This is a genomic window from Burkholderia sp. SIMBA_062 (assembly GCF_046534765.1).
Classification (GTDB): Bacteria; Pseudomonadota; Gammaproteobacteria; order Burkholderiales; family Burkholderiaceae; genus Burkholderia; species Burkholderia ambifaria.
The window spans coordinates 43,994-65,266 of sequence record NZ_JAWRYD010000022.1 but is presented as its reverse complement, the minus strand read 5'-3'; the positions used below and the strand labels follow the sequence as shown (position 1 = coordinate 65,266).

Below are 21,273 nucleotides of genomic sequence, written 5' to 3'. Positions count from 1 at the left end.
GCGGTTGCGGTGCGCGTCGCGTCGAGGCCTCATCGCTCAACCTCAATATTTCGAAATCCTCTTCATCAGAATGCATTGCGTCCGACGAAGCCGCGCACGACCGTCATCAGGATGATCTTCATGTCGAACCAGAAGCTCCAGTTCTGCATGTAGAACAGGTCGAGCTTCACGCGTGCGGCCATCGCCTCGACCTTGCGCGTCTCGCCGCGATAGCCGTTCACCTGCGCCCATCCCGTGATCCCCGGCCGCACGCGATAGCGATACATGTAGCAGTCGATCAGTTGCCGGTAGAAGTCGTCGTGTTCGATCGCATGCGGACGCGGGCCGACCACCGACATCTGGCCGGACAGCACGTTGAAGAACTGCGGCAGCTCGTCGAGCGACGTGCGCCGCAGGAACGCGCCGACCGGCGTGATGCGCGCGTCGTTGCGCGAGGCCTGCCGCACGACGCCCGGCTGCGCGCGATGCGTGCGCATCGTCCTGAACTTGAGGATATGGAACTCCCGCCCGTCGGCGCCCTTGCGGCGCTGCCTGAACAATACGGGCCCGGGCGACGACAGCTTCACCGCGATCGCCAGCACCGCGAGCAGCGGCAGCAGCGGAATCAGCACGGCGACCGCGAACAGCCGGTCGAACGCAAACTTCGCCCACAGTTCCGGCGCGGAACGCGGCGTGGTCGCGAGGTTGATTGCCGGCATGCCGAGCACATCGGTCGCGGAACGCTCGACGACCGCCATCTGCCGCACGTCCGGCAACAACCGCAGCTCGACGAACTCGTCACGCAGTTCGCGCACGATGCGCCGGATGCGCGACTCGTGCGACATCGGCAGCGTGAGCCACACTTCATCGATCTCGCCGGCGCGGATCATGCGCCGCAGCGCGACCCAGTCGTCGATCACCGGCACACCGCCGATCCCGTCCGCCGCGGTCGCGGCCGGCGCATCGTCGTCGAACACGCAGGCCGCCGCGAACAGTCCGGCCGGCTGGAGCTGCATACGCTCGATCGCCACGCGTCCGTAAGCGGTCGCACCGACGATCGCGACGCGCCGCTGCCGCGCGCGCGGATCGCCGCGTTTCATCGCCAGCGCGCATAGCGCCAGCCTGCCGAGCAGCAGCGCCGCGTCGCCGGACAGCACCGTCCGCGCGATCCAGCGCGTCGTGACCGTCCCGCCACGGTTCATGATCCACATCGTGCCGACCACCGTCAGCGCGCCCGCGCACACGACGGCGACCACCGTGCGCGTCAGCACGAGCCCGCCTCCACACGACGACGCCGCACCGCGCGACACGCGCACGGTGCGCGGCAACAGCGCGACGGTCAGCACGCACAGCAATGCAATCGCGCCGCGCTGCGCATCCGACAGATCACGCCACGCGAGCCCCATCGCGGCCTGCGCGGCGAGGGTTCCCGCCAGCACGAGCGCGACGTCGGCCGCGGCGACCGCGGCACGCCGCACCGCATTCGTTCCACCCGCCAGCGCATGCATCGTCACGCACCGTGCGCGGGGAATCCGCCGTGCATGTCCTGCATGCGCTGTCGCACCGGCATCGCTCGCGCGCCGGCTCGCGAGCCGAGCAGCCGGCGATAGTCCGCACGAATCAGCTCGTAGCACTCGCATGCCTGGCGCTCGAGACCGTCGCGATCGAGCACGGTGATGCGGCCGCGACGCTGCCGGATCAGCCCGGCCTCCTGCAGATTGCCGGCCGCTTCCGTCACGCCCTCACGACGCACGCCGAGCATGTTCGCGATCGTCTGCTGCGTGACGGCCAGTTCGTCGCCGTCGATCCGGTCGTGCGCGAGCAGCAGCCAGCGACTCAATTGCTCGCTGACCGAATGGTGCCGGTTGCACAGCGCGCTGCGCGAAACCTGCGCCATCATCGCCTGACAGTAGTTCAGCAGCAGGCGGTAAGTGTCCGGCGAACGTTCGAATTCCGAGCGCATGATGCAGGTCGGGACGCGATAGGCCATCCCGCCGATGCGGACTTCGACGCGGTTCGACACCGCGGTGCCGCCGACCAGTGTCGACAGGCCAACTGCGCCTTCACGGCCCACCATCGCGACCTCGACCATCGCCCCGTCCTCCATCAGGTGCTGCACGGACATCATGGCGGTGGTCGGGAAATGCAGGTGGCGCATCGGTTCCCCGACCCGGTCGAGCATGCCGGCCTTGATCCTGACCAGCTCGAGATGCGGTGCAATGGCACGGATGCTGTCCTCGGGGAGGGCACCGAGAATGGCATTCGCCGAGTAGCTCGAGTGAAGATGAAGCATGTCTGTATCCCTTTTATTGTCCGCGCCGCATGCAGCCGCGTCAGCGGAACTCGTTATCGCGATGCGCGTCCGGACGGCGACGCGGGTTGCGGCCACAACCCTCGACCGAATCGACCTTCGGCTTCACGCCGCCGGATCGAATCGGTAGTCCCGTTTCGACACGCCTGCCCGAATAAGCGATTTACGTGCCAATACCCGCTCCATCCTTAATATATAAAAGACACGCGATTCAGAACGCCCGAATAGCCGCCGGAAAACCGCAAAAAGCGTCTCATTTCCGGACACCCCCCGCCGCCGTAGCGACAGCATGCGATTCGACTGATCAATGATCACGTCGCGCGCAGCGGCGCCAGCGGCGGCGCGCGACGCTTATCGTTCAAATACTTACGGCCCGTTTTCAATTGTTTCCGTGATGTCTCGCAGGGCGCCGGACCAGCGTACCGGGCCTCAAATGACCGTTTGAAACTGTCTCAAATTTGAATCGATCCACTCATTCGCGACTTTGTAGGCCAACGCACATATCCACACTAAACAGATGATTTTATTGAACAAAATGAGATTCTAATATCGATTGTCAAATACTGTTCAATACATTCAGAATAATTTCCCAGTACGATCCGCATCGCCCTCCGATTGATTCACGATCAGCACGGAATTCGCCACTTATCCGCCAATTCACTTCAAGACGATTAACTCACGCAAACATGAACTTCAAATCCACATAACACTTGGATTTTCATCGAATCGTCAAACTTTGTGAAATGACGTAATACGAAATTTATCGAATTCAATTGCGTGCTAGCCTTTTCGCACTGTCGGCATTCGAATTCCGACGAACACAAATCCGCACGCGCGTGCTGAATCCCTCGTGGGTGGCGCCACGCGATGCGCGATCGCCCCCCCCCTACGAGGATGCGCCGTGACTCACCAGGCCAATGACGCCGTCGCCCACGCGAGCGGCATGATCGAGCTTTCCCACAGCTTCGACGCCAACCGGTTCCTCGCTGCCGTCGACCGCGACGAACGCGCCACGCTGATTGCCAACCTTCAGCTCGTGCACCTGAAATCGGGCCAGGTGCTGTGCGAACCCGGCGAAATGCTCACCGCGGTCTACCTGCCCGTCACGACGGCGATTTCACTGCAGTACGTGTCGACCGGCGGCATGACGCTGGAAGTTGCGCAGATCGGCAGCGAGAGCGTCGTATGCGACGACGTGATCGGCGGCAGCGGCCGGATGCCGTGCCGCGCCGTCGCATGTCGCGACGGCTTCGTCTATCGGCTCGACCGGCGCATCTTCGTCGCCGCGTTCGACGGGTCGCCGGTGATTCGCCATCTCGTGTTCGTCTGCGTGCGGCTGCTGATGGCCCAGGTCGCGCAGATCACGTTCTGCAGCCGCCATCACGTCCTCAAACATCAGTTATGCAGATGGTTCCTGCTCGCGTACGACCGGTCGCGCAGCATCGAGATCCAAGTCACCCACAGCATGCTTGCGCAGATGCTCGGCGTGCGCCGCGAGACGGTCACGGACGCAGCCGGGGAGATCCAGAGGCTCGGCCTGATCCGCCAGTACCGGAGCTCGATCGTGCTCGCCGATCTGGCCGGCCTCGAGAAACTGTCGTGCGGCTGCCGCGCGATCGTGCGCGACGAGATGAAGCGCATCCTGTCGGCCGACTCGGGCGTGAGCGCCGCGGCGCGCGCGTGACGCGCACGGCGGGTCCACGTTCGCGGGCGCTTCGGGTCAGCCGATTGTAGGGTGGCGAACAGAACGCCGTGCGTGCGAATGGTCTACTGATGCCGGGCTGCCGGGGGGATGTCAGCGCGCTATGCGCGTCCGCCCGAGCGGACGACACCACGCACGCCGGAGCAGCACGTGAAAAAAGACCTCAGAACCCTCCTCAAGCACGTCGCCCATCTCGAAGCCGCGATCGATTCGATCGGTGACGGGGACGACCTCTACGAAGCGGGCCTCTCCTCGCTCGACACGATCCAGCTGATGCTCGCGATCGAAAAGCAGTTCAACATCGAGATTCCCGACGAGATGCTCAACCGCAACCTGTTCCGCAGCATCGACGCGCTCGCGGACACGATCGCGACCCTGCAACGCGCCGAGCATTCCGCATGAGCGCGCTGCTTCCCGAGCTCGCGGCCGACGACGAAGCCCGCCGGCTCGACGAGGCCGCGCATGCGGTCGCGCAAATCGCCGCCCAGCACGCGGATACCGTCGATCGCGACGCGCGCTGCCCCGTCGAGGCGATCGAGGCCATGCGCGCGCGCCGCCTGTTGAGCGCGATGGTCCCGGCCCAACTCGGCGGCATGGGCGCGTCGCTGGCCGACATCGCGTCGGCATGCTCGATCCTCGGCCACGCCTGCGCATCGTCGGCGATGGTGTTCGCGATGCACCAGATCCAGGTCGCGTGCATCGTCAACCACGCGGCCGACCAGGGCTGGCACAAGCTGTTCCTGCAGCAGCTCGTGCGCCATCAGTGGCTGCTCGCGTCGGCCACGTCGGAGGACGGCGTCGGCGGCAACCTGCGCGCGAGCCAGTGCGCACTCGAGACCAACGGCGGCGAATTCCGGCTGCACAAATCCGCGCCCACGATCTCGTACGGCGACTACGCGGACGGCATCCTCGCGACCGCGCGGCGCGATGCCGACGCGCCGGCGTCCGAGCAGGTGCTCGTCACGCTGCTGCGCGACGGCTATACGCTCACGCGCCGCGGCGAATGGGACACGCTCGGCATGCGCGGCACGTGCAGCAACGGCTTCGTGCTCGACGCGCAGGGGGCGACCGTGCAATGCCTGCCCGTGCCGTTCGCGCAGATCGCCGAACAGACGATGGTGCCGGTTTCGCACATTCTGTGGGCGGCGGTGTGGGTAGGCGTGGCCGGCGACGCGTTCCACCGAGCGCACCAGTTCTTCCGCGCGCAGGCGCGCCAGACCGACGGCGCGCCGTCGCCCGCGTCGCGGCGCATCGCCGAATCGCTGGCGCTGATGCAGGCGATGCAGGCGCGCGTCGACAACGTGCTGCGCCTCCATTCAAACGCGTCCACCCGCTCGTGGTCGGCCGGCATGGCCTGGGCCGCCGAGATCAACACCCTGAAGACCTATGTGTCGTCGACGGCGCTCGAGGTCGCACAGCAGGCGATGATGATCTGCGGAATGGCCGGCTACAAGCACGGCACGCCGTTCAGCATCGGCCGCCACCTTCGCGACTTGCACGCGGCGCCGCTGATGATCAACAACGACCGCATTGCCGCCAATACTTCGAGCCTGCTGCTCGCACTGCGTCCCGCGACGCTGGAGAAACATTCGTGAACGATCGCCTCTCCGTACCCTCCGCCTCCATCGCGTCCGACGCGCCGCTCGATCGCGCAGGCGTCAATCCGCTGCGCGACGGGTTGATCGAAGCGGGCCTGCTCGTGTCGACCGGGATCCAGGGCCTGTTCGGCCGCAGCGAGCGGTTCGAGCGCGTCGTGGAGGCGCTGGACGCGTTCGTCACGCGCCTGGGCGCCGACCAGCAGGCCGAAGTGCTGCGCTTCCCGCCGGCGATGAGCCGCACCGAATTCGAGCGCAGCGAATACATGAAGAGCTTCCCGCAACTCGCGGGCAGCGTGCATGCGTTCCACGGCGACGAACAGCGGCACCAGCGCGTGCTGCAGTGCCTCGATCGCGGCGAGGACTGGACCGAAAGCCAGAAGCCGACCTACGTCGTGATGACGCCGGCCGCCTGCTACCCGGTCTATCCGGTCGTCGCGCGCGCGGGTGCGCTGCCCGGCGGCGGCCGCATCGTCGACGTGTTCTCGTACTGCTTCCGCCACGAGCCGTCGCTCGACCCGACCCGCATGCAGCTGTTCCGGATGCGCGAATACGTGCGGATCGGCACGCCCGAGCAGATCGTCGCGTTCCGCGAGACGTGGATGGAGCGCGGCACGCGGATGATCGAGGCGCTGCGCCTGCCGAACGCGATCGATCTCGCGAACGATCCGTTCTTCGGACGCGGCGGCAAGATCGTCGCGAACAGCCAGCGCGGGCAGAACCTGAAGTTCGAGCTGCTGATCCCGATCGAACACGACGGACGCCAGACCGCGTGCCTGAGCTTCAACTACCACATGGATCACTTCGGATTGCTGTGGGACATCCGCACCGCGACGGGCGACGTCGCGCACACGGGCTGCGTCGGCTTCGGCCTCGAGCGGCTGACGCTCGCGCTGTTCCGTCATCACGGCTTCGATCTCGACGCATGGCCGCAGGAAGTTCGCGACGTGCTGTGGGGCACGCGATGAAATTCGTGTCCCGCGACGGCGAGGACGCGTCGTTCGAAGACGTGCGCCATCGCGCACGCCACTACCGGCCGCATCCGCTGCACAGCCAGGAGATGGTCTGGAAACAGACCAACTGCTATGTCGACATGTGGCTCGAGGTGCTCCGGTGGTGGGGCCTGAATCCGTACGCGGCGCTGCCGTTTACGATCGCGCTCGATTTCGAGGGCGACCAGTTCACGTTCTTCAAGTTTCCGCACGACGAACTGGAGCGGCTCTACGGAATCGTCGTGCAGGAGCACTCGATCTACGAGCCGCTCGATCAGCACATCGAGACGCAGGTCGCGCGCGGCCACCTGATGATCGTCGAGGTCGACGCGTGGTTCCTGCCCGACACGCGCGGCAGCAGCTACCGCGCGCAGCATACGAAAACGACGATCGGCATCGACGCGATCGATCGCACGCACCGCCAGATCGGCTACTTTCACAACAGCGGCTATTACGTGGCCGAGGATTTCGACTACAACGGCCTCGTCGGCGGCAGCTCGCCGATGCCGCTGCCGCCTTACGTCGAATGCGCGAAGCGGCGCTTCCCGCCCCTCGACGAGCGCGTGCTGTGCGAAGTCTCGCTCGCGTCGCTGCAGCGGCACTTGCGCCGCCTGCCGGTGGTCAATCCGGTCACGGCGTTCAGGCGCCAGTTGCAGATCGATACGAAGTTGCTCGCCGATTCACCGCTCGAACGCTTCCACGCGTACTCGTTCAATTCGGTGCGGCAACTCGGGGCGAACTTCGAACTGTTCGGCCATTACACGCGCTGGCTGCAGGCAAGCGGCTGCGTCGGGCCATTCGCGGAGATTCGCGTCGCCTGCGACCGCATCGCATCCGAGGCGATGGTGCTGGAATTCCGGCTCGCGCGAGCCTGCGCGCGCGGCAAGGAAGAACGCGGCGATGCGACGCTTGAAGCAATCGAAGCGGCTTACGCCGACCTGATCGACTGTGCGCGGCGGATCGCCCCGCCGCTGCGACATGCGCTGCCCGTTCGCGTCGACGCGGCTCCCTTGCCGGTGATGCGGTGACGCGCGCGAGCGCCGCGCACGCCGCGCCCGCGTGGTCGATGCTCGCAACGGCCGCGGGCGCAGTGCGCGGGCCGCTCGACCTCCCCGCCGACGGCTGGATCGCAGCCCCCGTCCCCGGCACGGTCGCGCAAGCGCTCGCGCTGGCCAGTCGGGCTGACGAAACGGCGTCGCTCGACGAGCGCGACCACTGGTATCGCGTCGAACTGCGCGGACACGGGCCGCGCGTGCTGCGCTTTCATGGCCTCGCGACGCTCGCCGAGGCATGGCTCGACGACACGCCGATCCTGCGCTCGGACAGCATGTTCGTCGCGCACGACGTGCGCGTGTCGCTCGACGGCACACACCGGCTCACCGTCTGCTTCCGCGCCCTCGCGCCGCACCTGCGCGACGCGCGCGCATCGCGCCGTGCCCGCTGGCGCACGCGGCTGGCCGAACCGGCGACGCTGCGCACGGTTCGCACGTCGCTGCTCGGGCACATGCGCGGCTGGTTTCCGCGCTGCGTGCCGACCGGACCGTGGCGGCCCGTCGACGTGCTCGACCCGGCCGACGGCCCGGTTCTCGTCCATTGCGACCTGCATGCGCGCATCGACGGCGACACCGGCTGGCTCGATGCGGAACTCGCGTTCGCCGCTCCGCTGCCCGACGCGTTCGCGGCGCGGCTGTCGTGCGGCGAGCACCACGCGACGCTCGAACACATTGGCGCCGACCGGCTGCATGCGAGCGTCGCGGTGCCCAACGTGCGCCGCTGGTGGCCGCACACGCACGGCGAACCGGTGCTCTACGACGTCGCGCTGCACATCGGCGCCGAACGGCGGCCGCTCGGTGCGACAGGTTTCCGCACGATCGAACCGGACGCCGGCGACGACGGCAAGGGGTTCGGGCTGCGCGTGAATGGCGTGCGCGTGTTCGCACGCGGCGCATGCTGGAGCAGCGCCGCGCCGCTCGCGCTGCACGCGGATGACGCGACCTATGGCCGTTTGCTCGGGCACGCGCGCGACGCCGGCTTCAACATGATTCGCGTCGGCGGCACGATGACCTACGAGGCCGACGCGTTCCATGCGTGGTGCGACCGGCTCGGGCTGCTGATCTGGCAGGACTTCATGTTCGCGAACTTCGACTACGCGCTCGACGATCGCGCGTTCGCCGACGCCGTCGATCGGGAAGCCGAACAGTTCCTCACGCGCCACCGCGCGTCGCCGTCGCTCGCGGTGCTGTGCGGCGGCAGCGAGATCGCGCAGCAGGCCGCGATGTCGGGGCTCGGGCCGAAGCAGCGCTTCGTCGAACTGACCGCCGAGCGCCTCGCCGGCCATGCGGCGGCACGGCGGCCCGACGCGCTTTACGTCCCCGACTCGCCGGACGGCGGCCCACTGCCGTTCCTGCCACGCGAGCGCGTGTCGCACTACTACGGCGTCGGCGCGTACCTGCGCCCGCTCGACGACGCGCGCCGCGCCGACGTGCGCTTCGCGAGCGAATGCCTCGCGTTCGCGAACGTGCCGTGCGACGCGATGCTCGCGAGCCTCGGCTGGCCCGGCGTTCATGAGCCGCGCTGGAAGGCGGCCGTACCGCGCGACCCCGGCACATCGTGGGATTTCGACGATATTCGGGATCACTATCTACAGATGCTGTACGAGGTGGCGCCCGACCGGCTGCGACGCGAGGATCCGTCGCGCTACTTCGAGCTGTCGCGCGCGGCGATCGCCGACCTGATGCGCGACACCTTCGCCGAGTGGCGGCGCGCCGGCTCGCGCTGCGCGGGCGCGCTCGTCTGGCAGTTCCAGGACGTGATGCCGGGCGCCGGATGGGGCTTGATCGATGCGACGCATCGGCCGAAATCGGCGTGGTATGCGCTGCGCCAGGTGCTTCAGCCGGTGCAGGTCCTGCTCGTCGACGAAGGGCTGAACGGCCTCGACGTGCACGTGATCAACGAGCGGCCGGCGCCGCTGTCGGCGGCCGTCGAGCTGGTCGCGCTGCGCGACGGCCGCACGCCGGTCGCGCGGGCCGGCGGGCCGGTCCGGATCGCCGCGCACGACACGGTGCGGCTCGGTTCGGCCGAATTGCTCGGCCGCTTCTTCGACTGGACCTACGCTTATCGCTTCGGCCCGTGCGAGCACGACACCGTCGTCGCGACACTGCGTGCCGACGATGGCACGCTGCTGTCGCAGGCGTTCTACTTCCCGTCCCGCACGCATCCCGCCGTGTTCGCACGTCGCGAGCCCGGCATCGACGCATGCGTGTCGCGCATCGGCGACACGTGGTATGTCGACATCGACACGCGCCACGTCGCACGTCACGTGCAGATCGACGCGCCGGGCTTCGTGCCGCGCGACGACTGGTTCGATCTCGCACCCGGCACGCCGGCACACGTCGCGCTCGTGCCGCTCGACGACACGGGCGACCGCGCGGCCGCCGGCGCGCCGCCGACCGTCGATATCCGCGCGGTCAACGCCGCACGCACCGTGCGCGCCGCGCCGGCCCGCTGACGCGGCCGGCGCCGCCCATGCGGTTGCGCGGCCGCGCCGCGCATCAGTCCGACGACCCCGTGCCGCGCGGCCGCTCGATGCCGTACGCTTCCATCCAGCGATAGAGCGTCGCGCGCGACACGCCGAGCTCGCGCGCGGAAGCAGCGACGCGGCCGCGCGTGCGCAGCAGCGCGGTTTCGATCGCTTCGCGCTCGATCGACTTGCGGATGTCGGCGACGGACGGCGAAGCCGCGTCGAGACAGTATTCGAGCTCGAGATCCTGCGCGGTGATCAGGCGTCCTTCCGTCATCACGACCGCGCGCCGCACACGGTTGATCAGTTCGCGGACATTGCCCGGCCAGTCGTGCTTGTAGAGCGCCGTGATCGCATCCGTCGAGAAGCCGCGCACGCGATGGCGCGCGTCGCCGCGAAAGCGTTCGAGCATGTGATGCGCGAGCAGTTCGATGTCCTTGCCGCGCGCACGCAGCGGCGGCTGATCGATGCGCATCACGCACAGGCGGTGGAACAGATCCGCGCGAAACCGCCCTTCTTCCATCGCCTCGCGCAGGTCGACGTGCGTCGCGGAGACGATTCGCACGTCGACCGGCACCGGATCGCTGCCGCCGAGGCGATGAATCGCGCGCTCCTGCAGGAAGCGCAGCAGGCTCGCCTGGCTCTCGTGCGGCAAGTCGCCGATTTCATCGAGCAGCAGCGTGCCGCCGTTCGCGGCTTCGACGTAGCCCGTCTTGCGCGCGTTCGCGCCGGTAAACGCGCCGCGCTCGTAGCCGAACAGTTCCGATTGCAGCAGGTGCGGCGGGATCGCGCCGCAGTTGACCGCGACGAACGGGCCGTTGCGCCGTTCCGAATGACGATGGATCGCGACGGCCGTCAGCTCCTTGCCGGTTCCCGTCTCGCCGAACACGAACACCGGTGCGTCCGTGCGCGCGAAACGCCGCACCGTATCGAACAGCCGCAGCATCGCGCTGCAGGTGCCGACGATGCCGTTCTCCTGCGATTCCAGGCGTTCGCGATCGCGGGCGAACAGGCATTCCATCCCGTACGCATGGCCGACCGTGTCGGCGATCCGCTGATGCGACGCGGGCAAGGTGATGTAGTCGAAGCAATAGTCGCGCAACAGCGCGCGCACGTTCGGGGACGCGGTCTGGCCGGTCTCGACGAGCGCGACCCACACGACATCGCGCATCGACGCGCAGGTGGACGCGATGCTGCCGATCGCATCGGCGTGGCCGCCACTCAGGTCGAGGATGCCGCAGGTGATTTCGCCGGAGCTGTCGCGCAACTCGCTTGCGTGCGCGACGATCGTCACTTTCCAGTCGCGTCGCGCGAGTTCCTTGCGAAGCATGACGGAAGGTGACTGCGTCCAGTAAATCAGAGGACGCTGCCCGGTAGTCCTCCCCGCGCCGGCGCTCTTATCGCGCGTTATTGGCATATTCATAGCGAACCATCACTTTCTCCACTCTGCGAACCGTTCGCGTGCGCTGCGGGCGGCGGCGCATGGCCGCCAGTCCGTGCTGCGTTTCCGCAGCCTTGGCGAAGATCGAAACTGCACACGGCGAGAGCCCCCGGAGGTCGAGCCGGATTTCATCCGGCCTCGTTGTCATCGAACTCGAAGGGAACGCGCGGCCGCGGGAGCCAAGGCGTTCCGGCTTTGATGCGACGCGCCGTCAGGCGGAGCACGTCGGCAAACGGGAATTGCGTCCGCATTTGCGTCGCGTCGTACACGACAGTCGCGCTCGATGCTGAACTCGACGGCCGCCAACCCGCTTTCGGAATGGCTGCCTCATTTCATCCACTCCTGAATTTACACCCCGTATCGAGACCGCTCGTTACCAAACGATAAATATCGATTCAGCCGGTTACGCGGCCGCCCGGCCGGCCCGGCCGCATTTAGCGACTCAGATTTGATTATCTACGACCATTCGCATCAATCAGTGGCAAATACTACTTTTCTGCAAGATCGGTATCGCCCATTGCCCGCGATTCTTGACGAAATCGCGTGCAAGAACCGTGCAGTGTTTGTCAGGCGTCGGTAATCGCACGCCTCGCGCGACACAGGAATGTCACATCGAATGCCCGCGAACCGTGCGCGGTCGTTACAACGTCGTAACGAAGCGGCGCAGCGTCGCCGCCGCGAAACCTGGCGTGTCGTCCACTTCATTGCGCAACGCCGCATGATCGCCCTGCATCGCCGGCAACCGGTCGCTGCCGTCGCGCCGCGCGACAGGCTAATTATGGAAAAGCCTCCACTCGGCCAGTGTGTGCTACCGCACATTGCTCCGCTCGCGGCACGCGGACGCGCGGCGCCGCCCACGCGGCCCGCGCGTAACGGGTGGGTGAGTATGCTTTCGAACAGACCGGCGCACGCCGCATCCGCATCATGGGCATCGCCGCGCCGCATCGCACGAACGCGTTCGTGCGGCTCGGCGTGCTGAAGGCTTCACACGAGGACCGCATCATGGAATGGCATTGTTGTGAATTCGAGCATCTGAGCGCCGTCGATCTCTATGCAATCCTGCGCTCGCGCAACGCCGTGCTGGTGGTCGAGGACGCGCACACGCATCTCGACATCGACGGCAAGGATGCGCACGCGCTGCACGTGTTCGCGCGCATGCGCACGGGCGACATGATCGAAGTCGTCGCGTACGCGCGCGTGCTGCCCGGCGACGAAGTCGATCCGGACGTCGTGATCGACAAGGTGCTCACGAGCGAGGCATGTCGCGACGACGCCACCCTCGAGCAGTTGATGCAGCGCGCGCTCACGGCCGCGCAGGCCGCGTGGCCCGATGTGGCGGTACGCACGCACGTTCCCGCTCAGCGCCAGCCATTCTACAAACGCTTCGGATTCCGCAAGGCCTACGGCCCCTATCTCGAACAGGGCGCGCCGTTCGTCGGTCTCGTCCGGCCGGCCGACCGCGCCGCCGGCGCGCTGCGCAAGCTGCTGTCGCGGACCGTCCCGGCGCCGCGCTCGCGAAACGAGGACGCGCGCGTCGACGGCCGCACGCACAACCGGCTGCCCGCCGATACCGGAGCCAATCGATGAACGCCACCCTTCGCCCAGTTCCCGAACCCGAGCTGCCCCGCATCCTGCCCGTCATTCTCGCCGGCGGTTCGGGCACGCGGCTCTGGCCGCTGTCGCGCGAGCAGTATCCGAAGCAGCTGATCGAGCTGACCTCGAACGAATCGCCGCTGTCGGCGACCGCGCGCCGCCTGAACGGCATCACGAACGCGTCGCTCGGCGACACGCTGCTGCTGGTATGCGGCGAACAGCATCGCATCATGAGCGCCGCGCAGGTGCTCGGACGCGCCGCGCCCGCGCGCATCCTGCTCGAACCGGCCGCGCGCAATACGGCGCCCGCGCTGACGCTCGCTGCGCTCGACGCCAGCGTGCTCGCGGACGATCCCGTGCTCGCGGTCATGCCGGCCGATCACGTGATCGGCGACGTCGGCGCGTTCCATGAAGCGATCGGGCGCGCGGCGCGCTACGCGCAGGAAGGCGCGATCGTCACGCTCGGCGTGCTGCCGCGCCGCGCGGAAACCGGCTACGGCTACATCCAGGTCGGCGCACCGCGCGCCGGCCGGCTCGGCGGGCACGGCGGCTATACGATCGGACGCTTCGTCGAGAAGCCTAACGCCGCGCTCGCCGAGCGCTACCTGCATTCCGGCGATTACTGGTGGAACAGCGGCATTTTCGTCACGCGCGCATCGATCTGGCTGAAGGCGATCCGCGCACTCGCGCCCGACATCCACGCGGCCTGCGACGCGGCATGGCGTGCGGGCATCGCCGAGGATCCGTTCTTCCGGATCGACGCGGCGGCCTTCGACGCCTGCCCGGCCGACTCGATCGACTACGCGGTCATGGAGCGCCTCGCGGAGAGTCCCGACCTCGGCATCGAAGGCATCGTGGTGCCGCTTTCGGCCGGCTGGTCGGACGTCGGCACCTGGGATGCGATCTGGGAAATCATGCCGAAGGACGATCAGGGCAACGTCGCACGCGGCCCGATCGTGTTCGAGGACACACAGGACAGTTTCGTGCGCTCGGAAGGCCGGCTGATTGCATGCGTCGGGATGAAGGACGTCGTCGTGATCGAGACGCCCGATGCGGTGCTGGTCGCGAACAAGCACGACGTGCAGCGCGTGAAGAACATCGTCGCGCGCCTGAAGACCGAGCAGCGCCCGCAGGCGAGCGAGCACCGCAAGGTGCAGCGGCCGTGGGGGCACTACGATTCGATCGATCTCGGCGAGCGGTTCCAGGTGAAGCGGATCGTCGTCGAACCCGGCAAGCAACTGTCGCTCCAAATGCACTATCACCGCGCCGAGCACTGGATCGTCGTGCGCGGCACCGCGAAGGTCACGCGCGGCGACGACACGTTCCTGCTCAGCGAAAACGAATCGACCTACATTGCCGTCGGCGAGGTCCACCGTCTCGAGAATCCTGGCCGGATCCCGCTCGAGATCATCGAGGTGCAGTCGGGCGACTATCTCGGCGAAGACGATATCGTGCGGTTCGACGATCGGTATGGACGGCCGGTCGTCGGTACCGCGCAGCTTGCGCCACGTTCACCATGCGAACCTGACGAGCCGCTTGAGGAAGCGGCGGAACGCGACGCCACTCGATAAGCGCGTCCGACAGGCGCGCGCGCATCCCCCCGGGCGCGCGGTCAATCGATGCTTCGCTGCGACCAGCGCGCCTGCCTGACGGCCTCGCGCACGCGCGGCAGTGACGACGGATCCGCGCCGAGCGCGTCGGCCTCGGTCGCCGTCGACTGACGCGCCGACGCACACGTCGCCCATTTCACCGGGTTCGCCGAGGGCCGCGACGGCCCATCGCTCGCGCAATCCTTGCCGGGGCCGACCCGCAACGCCATGCCGCCGATTCCCGACAGCTGGTTGTCGGCGAGCCGCACGCCGGACACGTTTCCCCACAGGCGAATGCCGTCGAAGCGCGCATTCGACACGCGGTTGCCGATCACGGTCACACGCGACACCGCACCCGACCACGTGCTGACCTCGATCGCCGCCTGCTGCGTGATCGGGCGCGGATCGGTGCGGCCCGTCGCCGTCTGGATGTCCGCGATCACGTTGTGCTCGATGCGGACGTCCGACGCGCCGTAGGTGCGGTTGCTGTCTTCCTGCGCGACGAGAATCCCCGCGCTCACCTGCACGTTGCGCACGATGTTGTTCGAGATGGTGACGTTCGCGCCGCCCACCACCGTGATGCCCCGGCCCCACGGGTTGCCTTCCAGCGAGTTACCGGTAATCAGCACGTTGCGCGTCAGCACGCCTTCCGCCTGGTAACTCACCACGGCGATCATGTCGTCGCCGGTGCCGCGCACGACGTTGCCGCGCACGAGCACGTCGTGCGAGCCGTGCGTCAGGTGAATGCCGTCGGCCAGCGTCGACAGCACCTCGTTGCCGACGATCGCAACCTCCGCGCCGCCGAACACGAAGATGCCCGCGCCGGCGCCGCCGTCGATCACGTTGTCGAGCACCTGCACGCCGCGTCCCGTGACCTCGATCTTCGTCGATGCCGGCGTCGTCAGGCGCGTCGTGCCGGTGCCCGCCAGGCGGAAGCCGACGAGCGCCGTACCGTCGCCGCGCATCTCGACCGTCTGATCGTCCGCGGTGGTCGCGATCAGCGTCGCGCCGTAGCCCGACACCACCACATTCGGCTGCCGCACGACCAGCGAACGGCCGACCACGTATCGCCCCGGTGCGAATACCAGGCGCTGGCCCGGCTGCAACGCGTCCAGCGCATGTTGCAGCATGTCGGCCTGATCGGCCGCGTCCGCGACGGGACGCACGTATGCATCGGGCACATTCGCGTGAAGCGCGCCAGGCGCACGCGCGCCGGATGCTGCCGCGGCACCATCCGGCCACGCCAGTGCGCCTGCCATGCACATGCCGGCAATCAACGCGCAGGCGCGGAACGAGTATTGCGGTCTACGCATATCGAATCGTTTCCTCTGGAATGACATCGCGCGCGTCGGCCTGCGCACGCGAAGCGCCGCGCTGCCCGCCCGCGCCACCCTCGACGCGGCGGACCACGCGCGACGTTCGATTGAATCATTCGCTCCGGCCGGGTGTCGGTGCGTCAACAGACCGACGCGTGCCGCCCGCGCGACGTGTCGCCGAACGGTAGGCTCGCGAACCGAGCGCCGATCCGTGATGCGTATCATGGCCACCATACGACGCGGCCGCGCTCCGGCGTCGCCGCAAGGCACCGGGCATCCGGACCGTCCGCTCTTCGCTCGTCCAGAATCCGTTCATGACCGAACTGACCATCGCCATCTGCAACTACAACCACGGCGCATACCTGCGCGACGCGATCGATTCGGCGCTCGCGCAGACCGCGCACGGAGTACGCGTGCTGGTCGTCGACGACGGGTCCACCGACGATTCGCGCGACATCATTCGCTCATATGGCGAGCGCGTGACGGCGGTGTTCCAGGAAAATCGCGGTCAGGTCGCCGCGTACAACCGCGCGCTCGAGCATGTCGCGACGCGCTACGTGATCCTGCTCGACGCGGACGACCTGCTCTATGCGGACGCCGCGGCCCGCGTGCTGGCCGCGTTCGCGTCCGGCGACTTCGTGAAGGTCCACTTCCGGCTCGACGTGATCGCGCGGGACGGTGCGATGACGGGCGCGAGCGTGCCGCAATCCGCCGTCGACACCGATTGCGGCCGCCTGTTGCGCGCGGGGTGGCTGTATCCGTCGCCGCCCGCGTCCGGCAACGCGTACCGGGTCGACGCGCTCAAGCGGATCTTTCCGGTGCCTGTCACGGCCGACAACCTGCATGGCGCGGATTTCTATGCGATCTACGGCATCGCGTTGCTCGGCGCCGTGCACATGATCGACGCAACGCTCGGCGGCTATCGCGTGCATCAGCATCCGGACCTACGCGCGGACGACGACACACCGGCTCTTGCACTCACCAATTCGGAAGACGCCGCGACGGGAGCGCTGAAGGCCGAGCGCCGATGGTCGACGCTGCGCATGCTCGCCGGCACGCGGCTGCACGAAGCGTTGCCGATCGCGCCGCTCGACTTCGCGATCGAGAAGGCCCGCTTCGCAAGCACGCTGTATCGCGCGCCGCTCATGCGGCGCTGGCGCTGGTTCCTGTGCGAATCCGGACGCTACTGGCATACCGTGCTGCGCAATCCGTTCTGGCGTCCCGCGAAGAAGGCGGCCGTCGCCGGGCTGTCGCTCGCCTGCCTGCTGCCATCGTCGACGCTCAGCGACCGTGCGATTCGCTATATCTCCAATCCGCTCGCGCGCGTACGCAAGTCTTCCGGGCAGCGTGTCGGCACACGATAGCGTCGTCGCGTCGTGACGTCCGCCGCCGAATCGCTTCTTCGGTAAGCCATCGCACCCAGTGGATCGCGCATGCGCTGCACAATGATCCGGACCAGTGGATTCACGCGCACTGAGCGGCCTTCGCCGTTGCCGCGTCCCCAATTGGCATAGCCCAACGCCGCATCGATTCGTCGTGCTGCATCGCGTCCGGCGCAATTCGACCGACCACTTCGCACACGCGAGCCAGGCAGCGGGATTCAATGGCCACGACTCGCAAGCATTTATCAATTAGGAATGCGTAGTTCAAGGAACCGGACGACGCGACCGCACGATTCACCGGCTGCCCATCGTCGCGACGGGCGATGACCGGCGCGATCGGATCGCTGGACCCAAAGATGACCACAGAAAAGATCTTTCATATTGCCGAAGCGTTTGGTGGCGGCGTGCTTTCGATGCTGACGCATCTTGCCAACCATGCCGCGGCAACCGGCGCCGATGTCACGGTGCTGCACTCGATCCGACCGGAAACGCCGGCCGATTTTTCAACGCTGTTCCGGCCCGACGTGAAACTCATCCATGTCGACATGGTGCGCGAGGTCAGCGTCACACAGGACCTGTGGAGTTTGCGCGCGCTGATCCGGAACCTGCGCGACTGCAAGCCGACCGCGATTCATCTGCATTCGTCGAAGGCCGGCGTGCTGGGACGGGTCGCCGCCCGGATCGCCGCCCCGAATGCGACGGTCCTCTACTCGCCGCACGGACTTTCGTTCTTGCGCTGCGACGTGTCGCGCATGAAGCAGTTCGCGTATCTGAGCTTCGAACGCATCGCGGCGCGCATCGGCGGCACCGTCGTCGCCTGCTCGGGCAGCGAGCTCGGCGAGATCAGAAGAAAGGTCCGGCCGAAATCGGCGGTCCTGGTGGAAAACGGCGTCCATGTGACCGAGATCCCGCCGCGTCGAACGCGCGACGATCGCAAGGTCGTCATCGGGATGAGCGGTCGCGCGTCGTTCCAGAAGAATCATGACGCATTCGTGCGACTCGCCGACACGCTGCAAGGCGCCGACGTCGAGTTTCTGTGGATCGGCGGCAACGCGGCCGAAATCGCGGATCCCGGCCAGCGCAGTGCCGTCGTCTGCAGCGGTTGGGTGACCCGCGCCCGGGCGCTGGCGCTCACGTCCGAACTGGACATCTACGTGCAGACCTCCCGCTGGGAAGGCATGCCGGTCGCGCTCATCGAAGCACAGGTTGCCGGCATACCGGCCGTGGTGACGGACGTCGTCGGCAATCGCGACGTGGTGATCCACGGCGTGACCGGCTACGTCGCGTCGAACGCCGACGAGATCTCCGCGTACGTGGCCCTCCTCCGCGACGATCGGCAACTGCGCGAGCAAATGGGCGCCGCGGCCCGGCAACGGGCGATCCAGCGGTTTTCGATCAACGCGATCTTCCGCCAGTGGAATGCCCTCTACGGACTCGGCGCCAACGAGCCGCGTGCCGACACGCGCGACTTCGAGCCGGTTACGCCGGATCACGTCAAAGCCTGATCCCGATTTCGACACCTCCTTATCGACATGATCGCAAGCAAACCGAAGCAACTCGTCTACAACGGCCGATTCACGACGCAGAAGACGACCGGCGTGCAACGCGTCGCGCGCGAGCTGATCGCCGCACTGATCAAGTTTCAGCCGCAGGATCCGGTCACCGTGCTGGTGCCGCCGCGGCCCGGCGTCGCAGTGAGCGGCGCGAAGACAGTCGAGGTCGGCTTTTACAAGGGCGTGGTCTGGGAGCAGTTGATCCTCCCGCTGTTCGCGCGCCGCGGCCGCATCGTCAATCTCGGCAATTCGGCATCGATCTTCCTCGGCAACCAGATCATCTACATGCACGATGCGGCGGTGTTCGACACGCCCGCGCATTTCTCCCGGCCGTTTCGGGTGTGGTACCGGATCATGTTCTGGATCCTGGCGCGAACCTCGGTGTGCGTGCTGACCAACTCCCGTTTCTCGCGGGATCGCCTCGCCCATCACTGCGGCGTTTCCGCGGAGAAGATCAGCGTCGTGCCGCTCGGTGCGGATCATCTGGACGCGCTGGAACCGGACATGAGCGTGCTCGACAAACATGCGCTGACGCCGGATCGGTTCGTGCTCGCGGTCAGCAGCATGAATCCCACCAAGAACTTCGGCCGGCTGATTGCCGCATTCCGGCAGGTCGGCGATCCGTCGGTCGATCTCGTCATCGTCGGGATGCAGAACACCACCGTGTTCGGCAAGCACGACCCGGTTGGCGCGCCGGAGCCGAACGTCAAGTACGTCGGCTACATCAGCGACGAGCAACTGAAGTCGCTGTATCAGAACGCGGCGTGCTTCCTCTATCCGTCGATTTACGAAGGCTTCGGCATTCCGCCGCTCGAGGCGATGCGCTACGGCTGCCCGGCACTGGTCGGAAAATCGGCCGCGCTGCCGGAAGTCTGTGCCGATGCGGCGCTGTACTGCGATCCGTATTCGCAGGACGACATCGCGCGGAAATTGCGTAGGCTGCTCGATTCCGCCGAGCTCAGGGCCGAGCTCAAACGCAAGGGGATCGTGCATGCGGAGCAATATCGCTGGAGCCGCAGTGCCGAGATGATGAAGGCGATCTTCGAGACGCTGTAGCGCGATCGGCACACGGCCGGATCGACGCGATTACGCGACGTTGACGGGGCTGCCGGACGCGGCCGCTTGATTTCCGAACAGGCGCTTGCCGAGATACGACCTGATCGGCTCCTCGACGAATTTCGCGAAGAACGCGGCCGACACGATCGACAGGCACGCGGCAAGCATTGCCGTTCTGACGACGTGGATATCGCCCTGCGGCGCATACGCGAACACGAGCCTTCCGATCGGGTAATGCACGCAATAGAGCGGATACGAAATCCAGCCGAGGAACGCGCTGATCCGTGCCACCGCGTTTCCGCTCGGCGCGAGCATGGCGCCGCGATAAACCAGCGCCGGGGCAACGAACAACAGCACGGCCAATGCGTAAATTCCCTTGATCGACGTCGGAAACAGCATGACCAGCAGGAACACGACAAACAGCATCCGGTCGTTCCTCACGAACCCGGCCACGAGCCAGTGCGGCCTCGCCAAGTGACCGGCGTCGTGCATCTTCGCGATTGCCACGCCGAGCAGGAACCCGTAGCCGACCCTGAAGAACCCGCCGAAGAAATTGTCGGCCGCCCAGCCCTGATTCAGGATGACAGTCACCTTGTCGTGGTCGAGGCCCACGAGCCATCCATACGCGACGAACGCACCGAGACATGCATAGGCCAGTCGCAGCAGGTTCTTCTCGTTCATCTTGACGGCCGCGATCAGCACAACGCTCGCGAACAACTCGAAGAACAGCGACCAGGCGGGCGGATTCAGCGGAAACACACCGGGATCGTCGACCGCCGGCAGGCCGTGAGTCGTGGCGCCAACAAAGCCCGACACCGAAAAACGACCCAGATACGGAACGAGAAAATAATTCTGGCCGGTCGCTGCCGCCAGGTTGCCGAACGAAAACGCCACCGACGCATTGACGCGCATGACGACGAGGCTCACGAACCCGATCGTCAGCCCGATGCCTATCATCGGATAAAGGCGGATCACCCGTCGCTTCAAATACTCGCCCCGCCACGACGCCTGACGCAATTTCTCCCCGTAGGAGTACGTGAGGATGAAGCCGCTCAGCATGAAGAACACGTCCACCGAAAGATAAGCACTCTGCAGTATCGGAATCGGCAGATCCTGAAGGAAATGCATGAGCATCACGCTGATTGCCGCAATGCCGCGCAACCCGTCCAGCGTTTCAAACTTCTGCTTGTGAGTCGCCATGAAAAGGAGTGGCTCCGGGAAATATTGGTGTTGGGACCCGGCAA

General features: G+C 66.7%; 16 protein-coding genes. 11 read left to right on the top strand and 5 right to left on the bottom strand.

The window, feature by feature from the left end; all coding sequences use genetic code 11:
- Positions 1-65: 65 nt before the first annotated feature.
- Both SB786_RS23250 and SB786_RS23245 read right to left on the bottom strand, forming a co-directional pair.
- Complete coding sequence (locus tag SB786_RS23250; protein ID WP_410729540.1) at positions 66-1,487, bottom strand: undecaprenyl-phosphate glucose phosphotransferase; 1,422 nt, start codon at positions 1,485-1,487, stop codon at positions 66-68.
- 2 nt (positions 1,488-1,489) lie between these two features.
- The gene (locus tag SB786_RS23245) at positions 1,490-2,272 is read right to left on the bottom strand and encodes a Crp/Fnr family transcriptional regulator (protein WP_410729539.1); all 783 of its coding nucleotides are present in this window, start codon (positions 2,270-2,272) and stop codon (positions 1,490-1,492) included.
- 919 nt (positions 2,273-3,191) lie between these two features.
- Between SB786_RS23245 and SB786_RS23240 the strand changes: the two genes are divergently transcribed.
- The 6 genes from SB786_RS23240 (at position 3,192) to SB786_RS23215 (ending at position 10,087) form a co-directional block, all read left to right on the top strand.
- Positions 3,192-3,974 carry a Crp/Fnr family transcriptional regulator gene (locus SB786_RS23240; RefSeq protein WP_410729538.1) on the top strand — a complete coding sequence of 261 codons (783 nt, stop codon included), beginning with the start codon at positions 3,192-3,194 and terminating at the stop codon, positions 3,972-3,974.
- A gap of 168 nt (positions 3,975-4,142) precedes the next feature.
- Entirely contained in the window at positions 4,143-4,394 is a 252-nt protein-coding gene (locus SB786_RS23235; protein ID WP_410729537.1) for an acyl carrier protein, read from the top strand.
- Complete coding sequence (locus tag SB786_RS23230) at positions 4,391-5,587, top strand: acyl-CoA dehydrogenase family protein (protein ID WP_410729536.1); 1,197 nt, start codon at positions 4,391-4,393, stop codon at positions 5,585-5,587. Before SB786_RS23235 ends, SB786_RS23230 begins: the two co-directional genes overlap by 4 nt.
- Positions 5,584-6,555 (top strand): amino acid--[acyl-carrier-protein] ligase, encoded by a 972-nt coding sequence (locus SB786_RS23225; RefSeq protein ID WP_410729535.1) that lies wholly within the window; start codon positions 5,584-5,586, stop codon positions 6,553-6,555. The genes SB786_RS23230 and SB786_RS23225 overlap by 4 nt, the downstream gene beginning before the upstream one ends.
- On the top strand, positions 6,552-7,607 hold the full coding sequence (locus tag SB786_RS23220) for a DUF1839 family protein (protein ID WP_410729534.1): 1,056 nt from the start codon (positions 6,552-6,554) through the stop codon (positions 7,605-7,607). The genes SB786_RS23225 and SB786_RS23220 overlap by 4 nt, the downstream gene beginning before the upstream one ends.
- A 38-nt stretch (positions 7,608-7,645) precedes the next feature.
- Positions 7,646-10,087, top strand: coding sequence for a glycoside hydrolase family 2 protein (locus SB786_RS23215; RefSeq protein ID WP_410729584.1), 2,442 nt, complete (start codon positions 7,646-7,648; stop codon positions 10,085-10,087).
- A gap of 43 nt (positions 10,088-10,130) precedes the next feature.
- Here the strand turns inward: SB786_RS23215 and SB786_RS23210 are convergent, their stop codons facing one another.
- On the bottom strand, positions 10,131-11,522 hold the full coding sequence (locus SB786_RS23210; RefSeq protein ID WP_006760499.1) for a sigma-54 dependent transcriptional regulator: 1,392 nt from the start codon (positions 11,520-11,522) through the stop codon (positions 10,131-10,133).
- A gap of 1,020 nt (positions 11,523-12,542) precedes the next feature.
- Between SB786_RS23210 and SB786_RS23205 the strand changes: the two genes are divergently transcribed.
- Together SB786_RS23205 and SB786_RS23200 are read left to right on the top strand one after the other, a co-directional pair.
- The gene (locus tag SB786_RS23205; RefSeq protein ID WP_410729583.1) at positions 12,543-13,127 is read left to right on the top strand and encodes a drug:proton antiporter; all 585 of its coding nucleotides are present in this window, start codon (positions 12,543-12,545) and stop codon (positions 13,125-13,127) included.
- Complete coding sequence (locus SB786_RS23200; protein WP_410729533.1) at positions 13,124-14,704, top strand: mannose-1-phosphate guanylyltransferase/mannose-6-phosphate isomerase; 1,581 nt, start codon at positions 13,124-13,126, stop codon at positions 14,702-14,704. The genes SB786_RS23205 and SB786_RS23200 overlap by 4 nt, the downstream gene beginning before the upstream one ends.
- Positions 14,705-14,745: 41 nt before the next feature.
- Here the strand turns inward: SB786_RS23200 and SB786_RS23195 are convergent, their stop codons facing one another.
- Positions 14,746-16,035, bottom strand: a complete 1,290-nt coding sequence (locus SB786_RS23195; RefSeq protein WP_410729532.1) for a nitrous oxide reductase family maturation protein NosD — start codon at positions 16,033-16,035, stop codon at positions 14,746-14,748.
- Positions 16,036-16,352: 317 nt separating this feature from the next.
- Here SB786_RS23195 and SB786_RS23190 point away from each other — a divergent pair, with 317 nt between their 5' ends.
- From SB786_RS23190 to SB786_RS23180, 3 genes are all read left to right on the top strand, one after another.
- On the top strand, positions 16,353-17,402 hold the full coding sequence (locus SB786_RS23190; protein WP_410729531.1) for a glycosyltransferase family 2 protein: 1,050 nt from the start codon (positions 16,353-16,355) through the stop codon (positions 17,400-17,402).
- A 374-nt stretch (positions 17,403-17,776) separates the two neighbouring features.
- A complete protein-coding gene (locus SB786_RS23185) occupies positions 17,777-18,925 on the top strand; it encodes a glycosyltransferase (protein ID WP_410729582.1) in 1,149 nt (382 codons plus the stop codon).
- Positions 18,926-18,952: 27 nt separating this feature from the next.
- On the top strand, positions 18,953-20,029 hold the full coding sequence (locus tag SB786_RS23180; RefSeq protein ID WP_410729530.1) for a glycosyltransferase family 4 protein: 1,077 nt from the start codon (positions 18,953-18,955) through the stop codon (positions 20,027-20,029).
- 30 nt (positions 20,030-20,059) lie between these two features.
- Here the strand turns inward: SB786_RS23180 and SB786_RS23175 are convergent, their stop codons facing one another.
- Positions 20,060-21,229: an acyltransferase family protein gene (locus SB786_RS23175; protein WP_410729529.1), complete on the bottom strand. Its 1,170-nt coding sequence runs from the start codon at positions 21,227-21,229 to the stop codon at positions 20,060-20,062.
- Positions 21,230-21,273 lie beyond the last annotated feature (44 nt).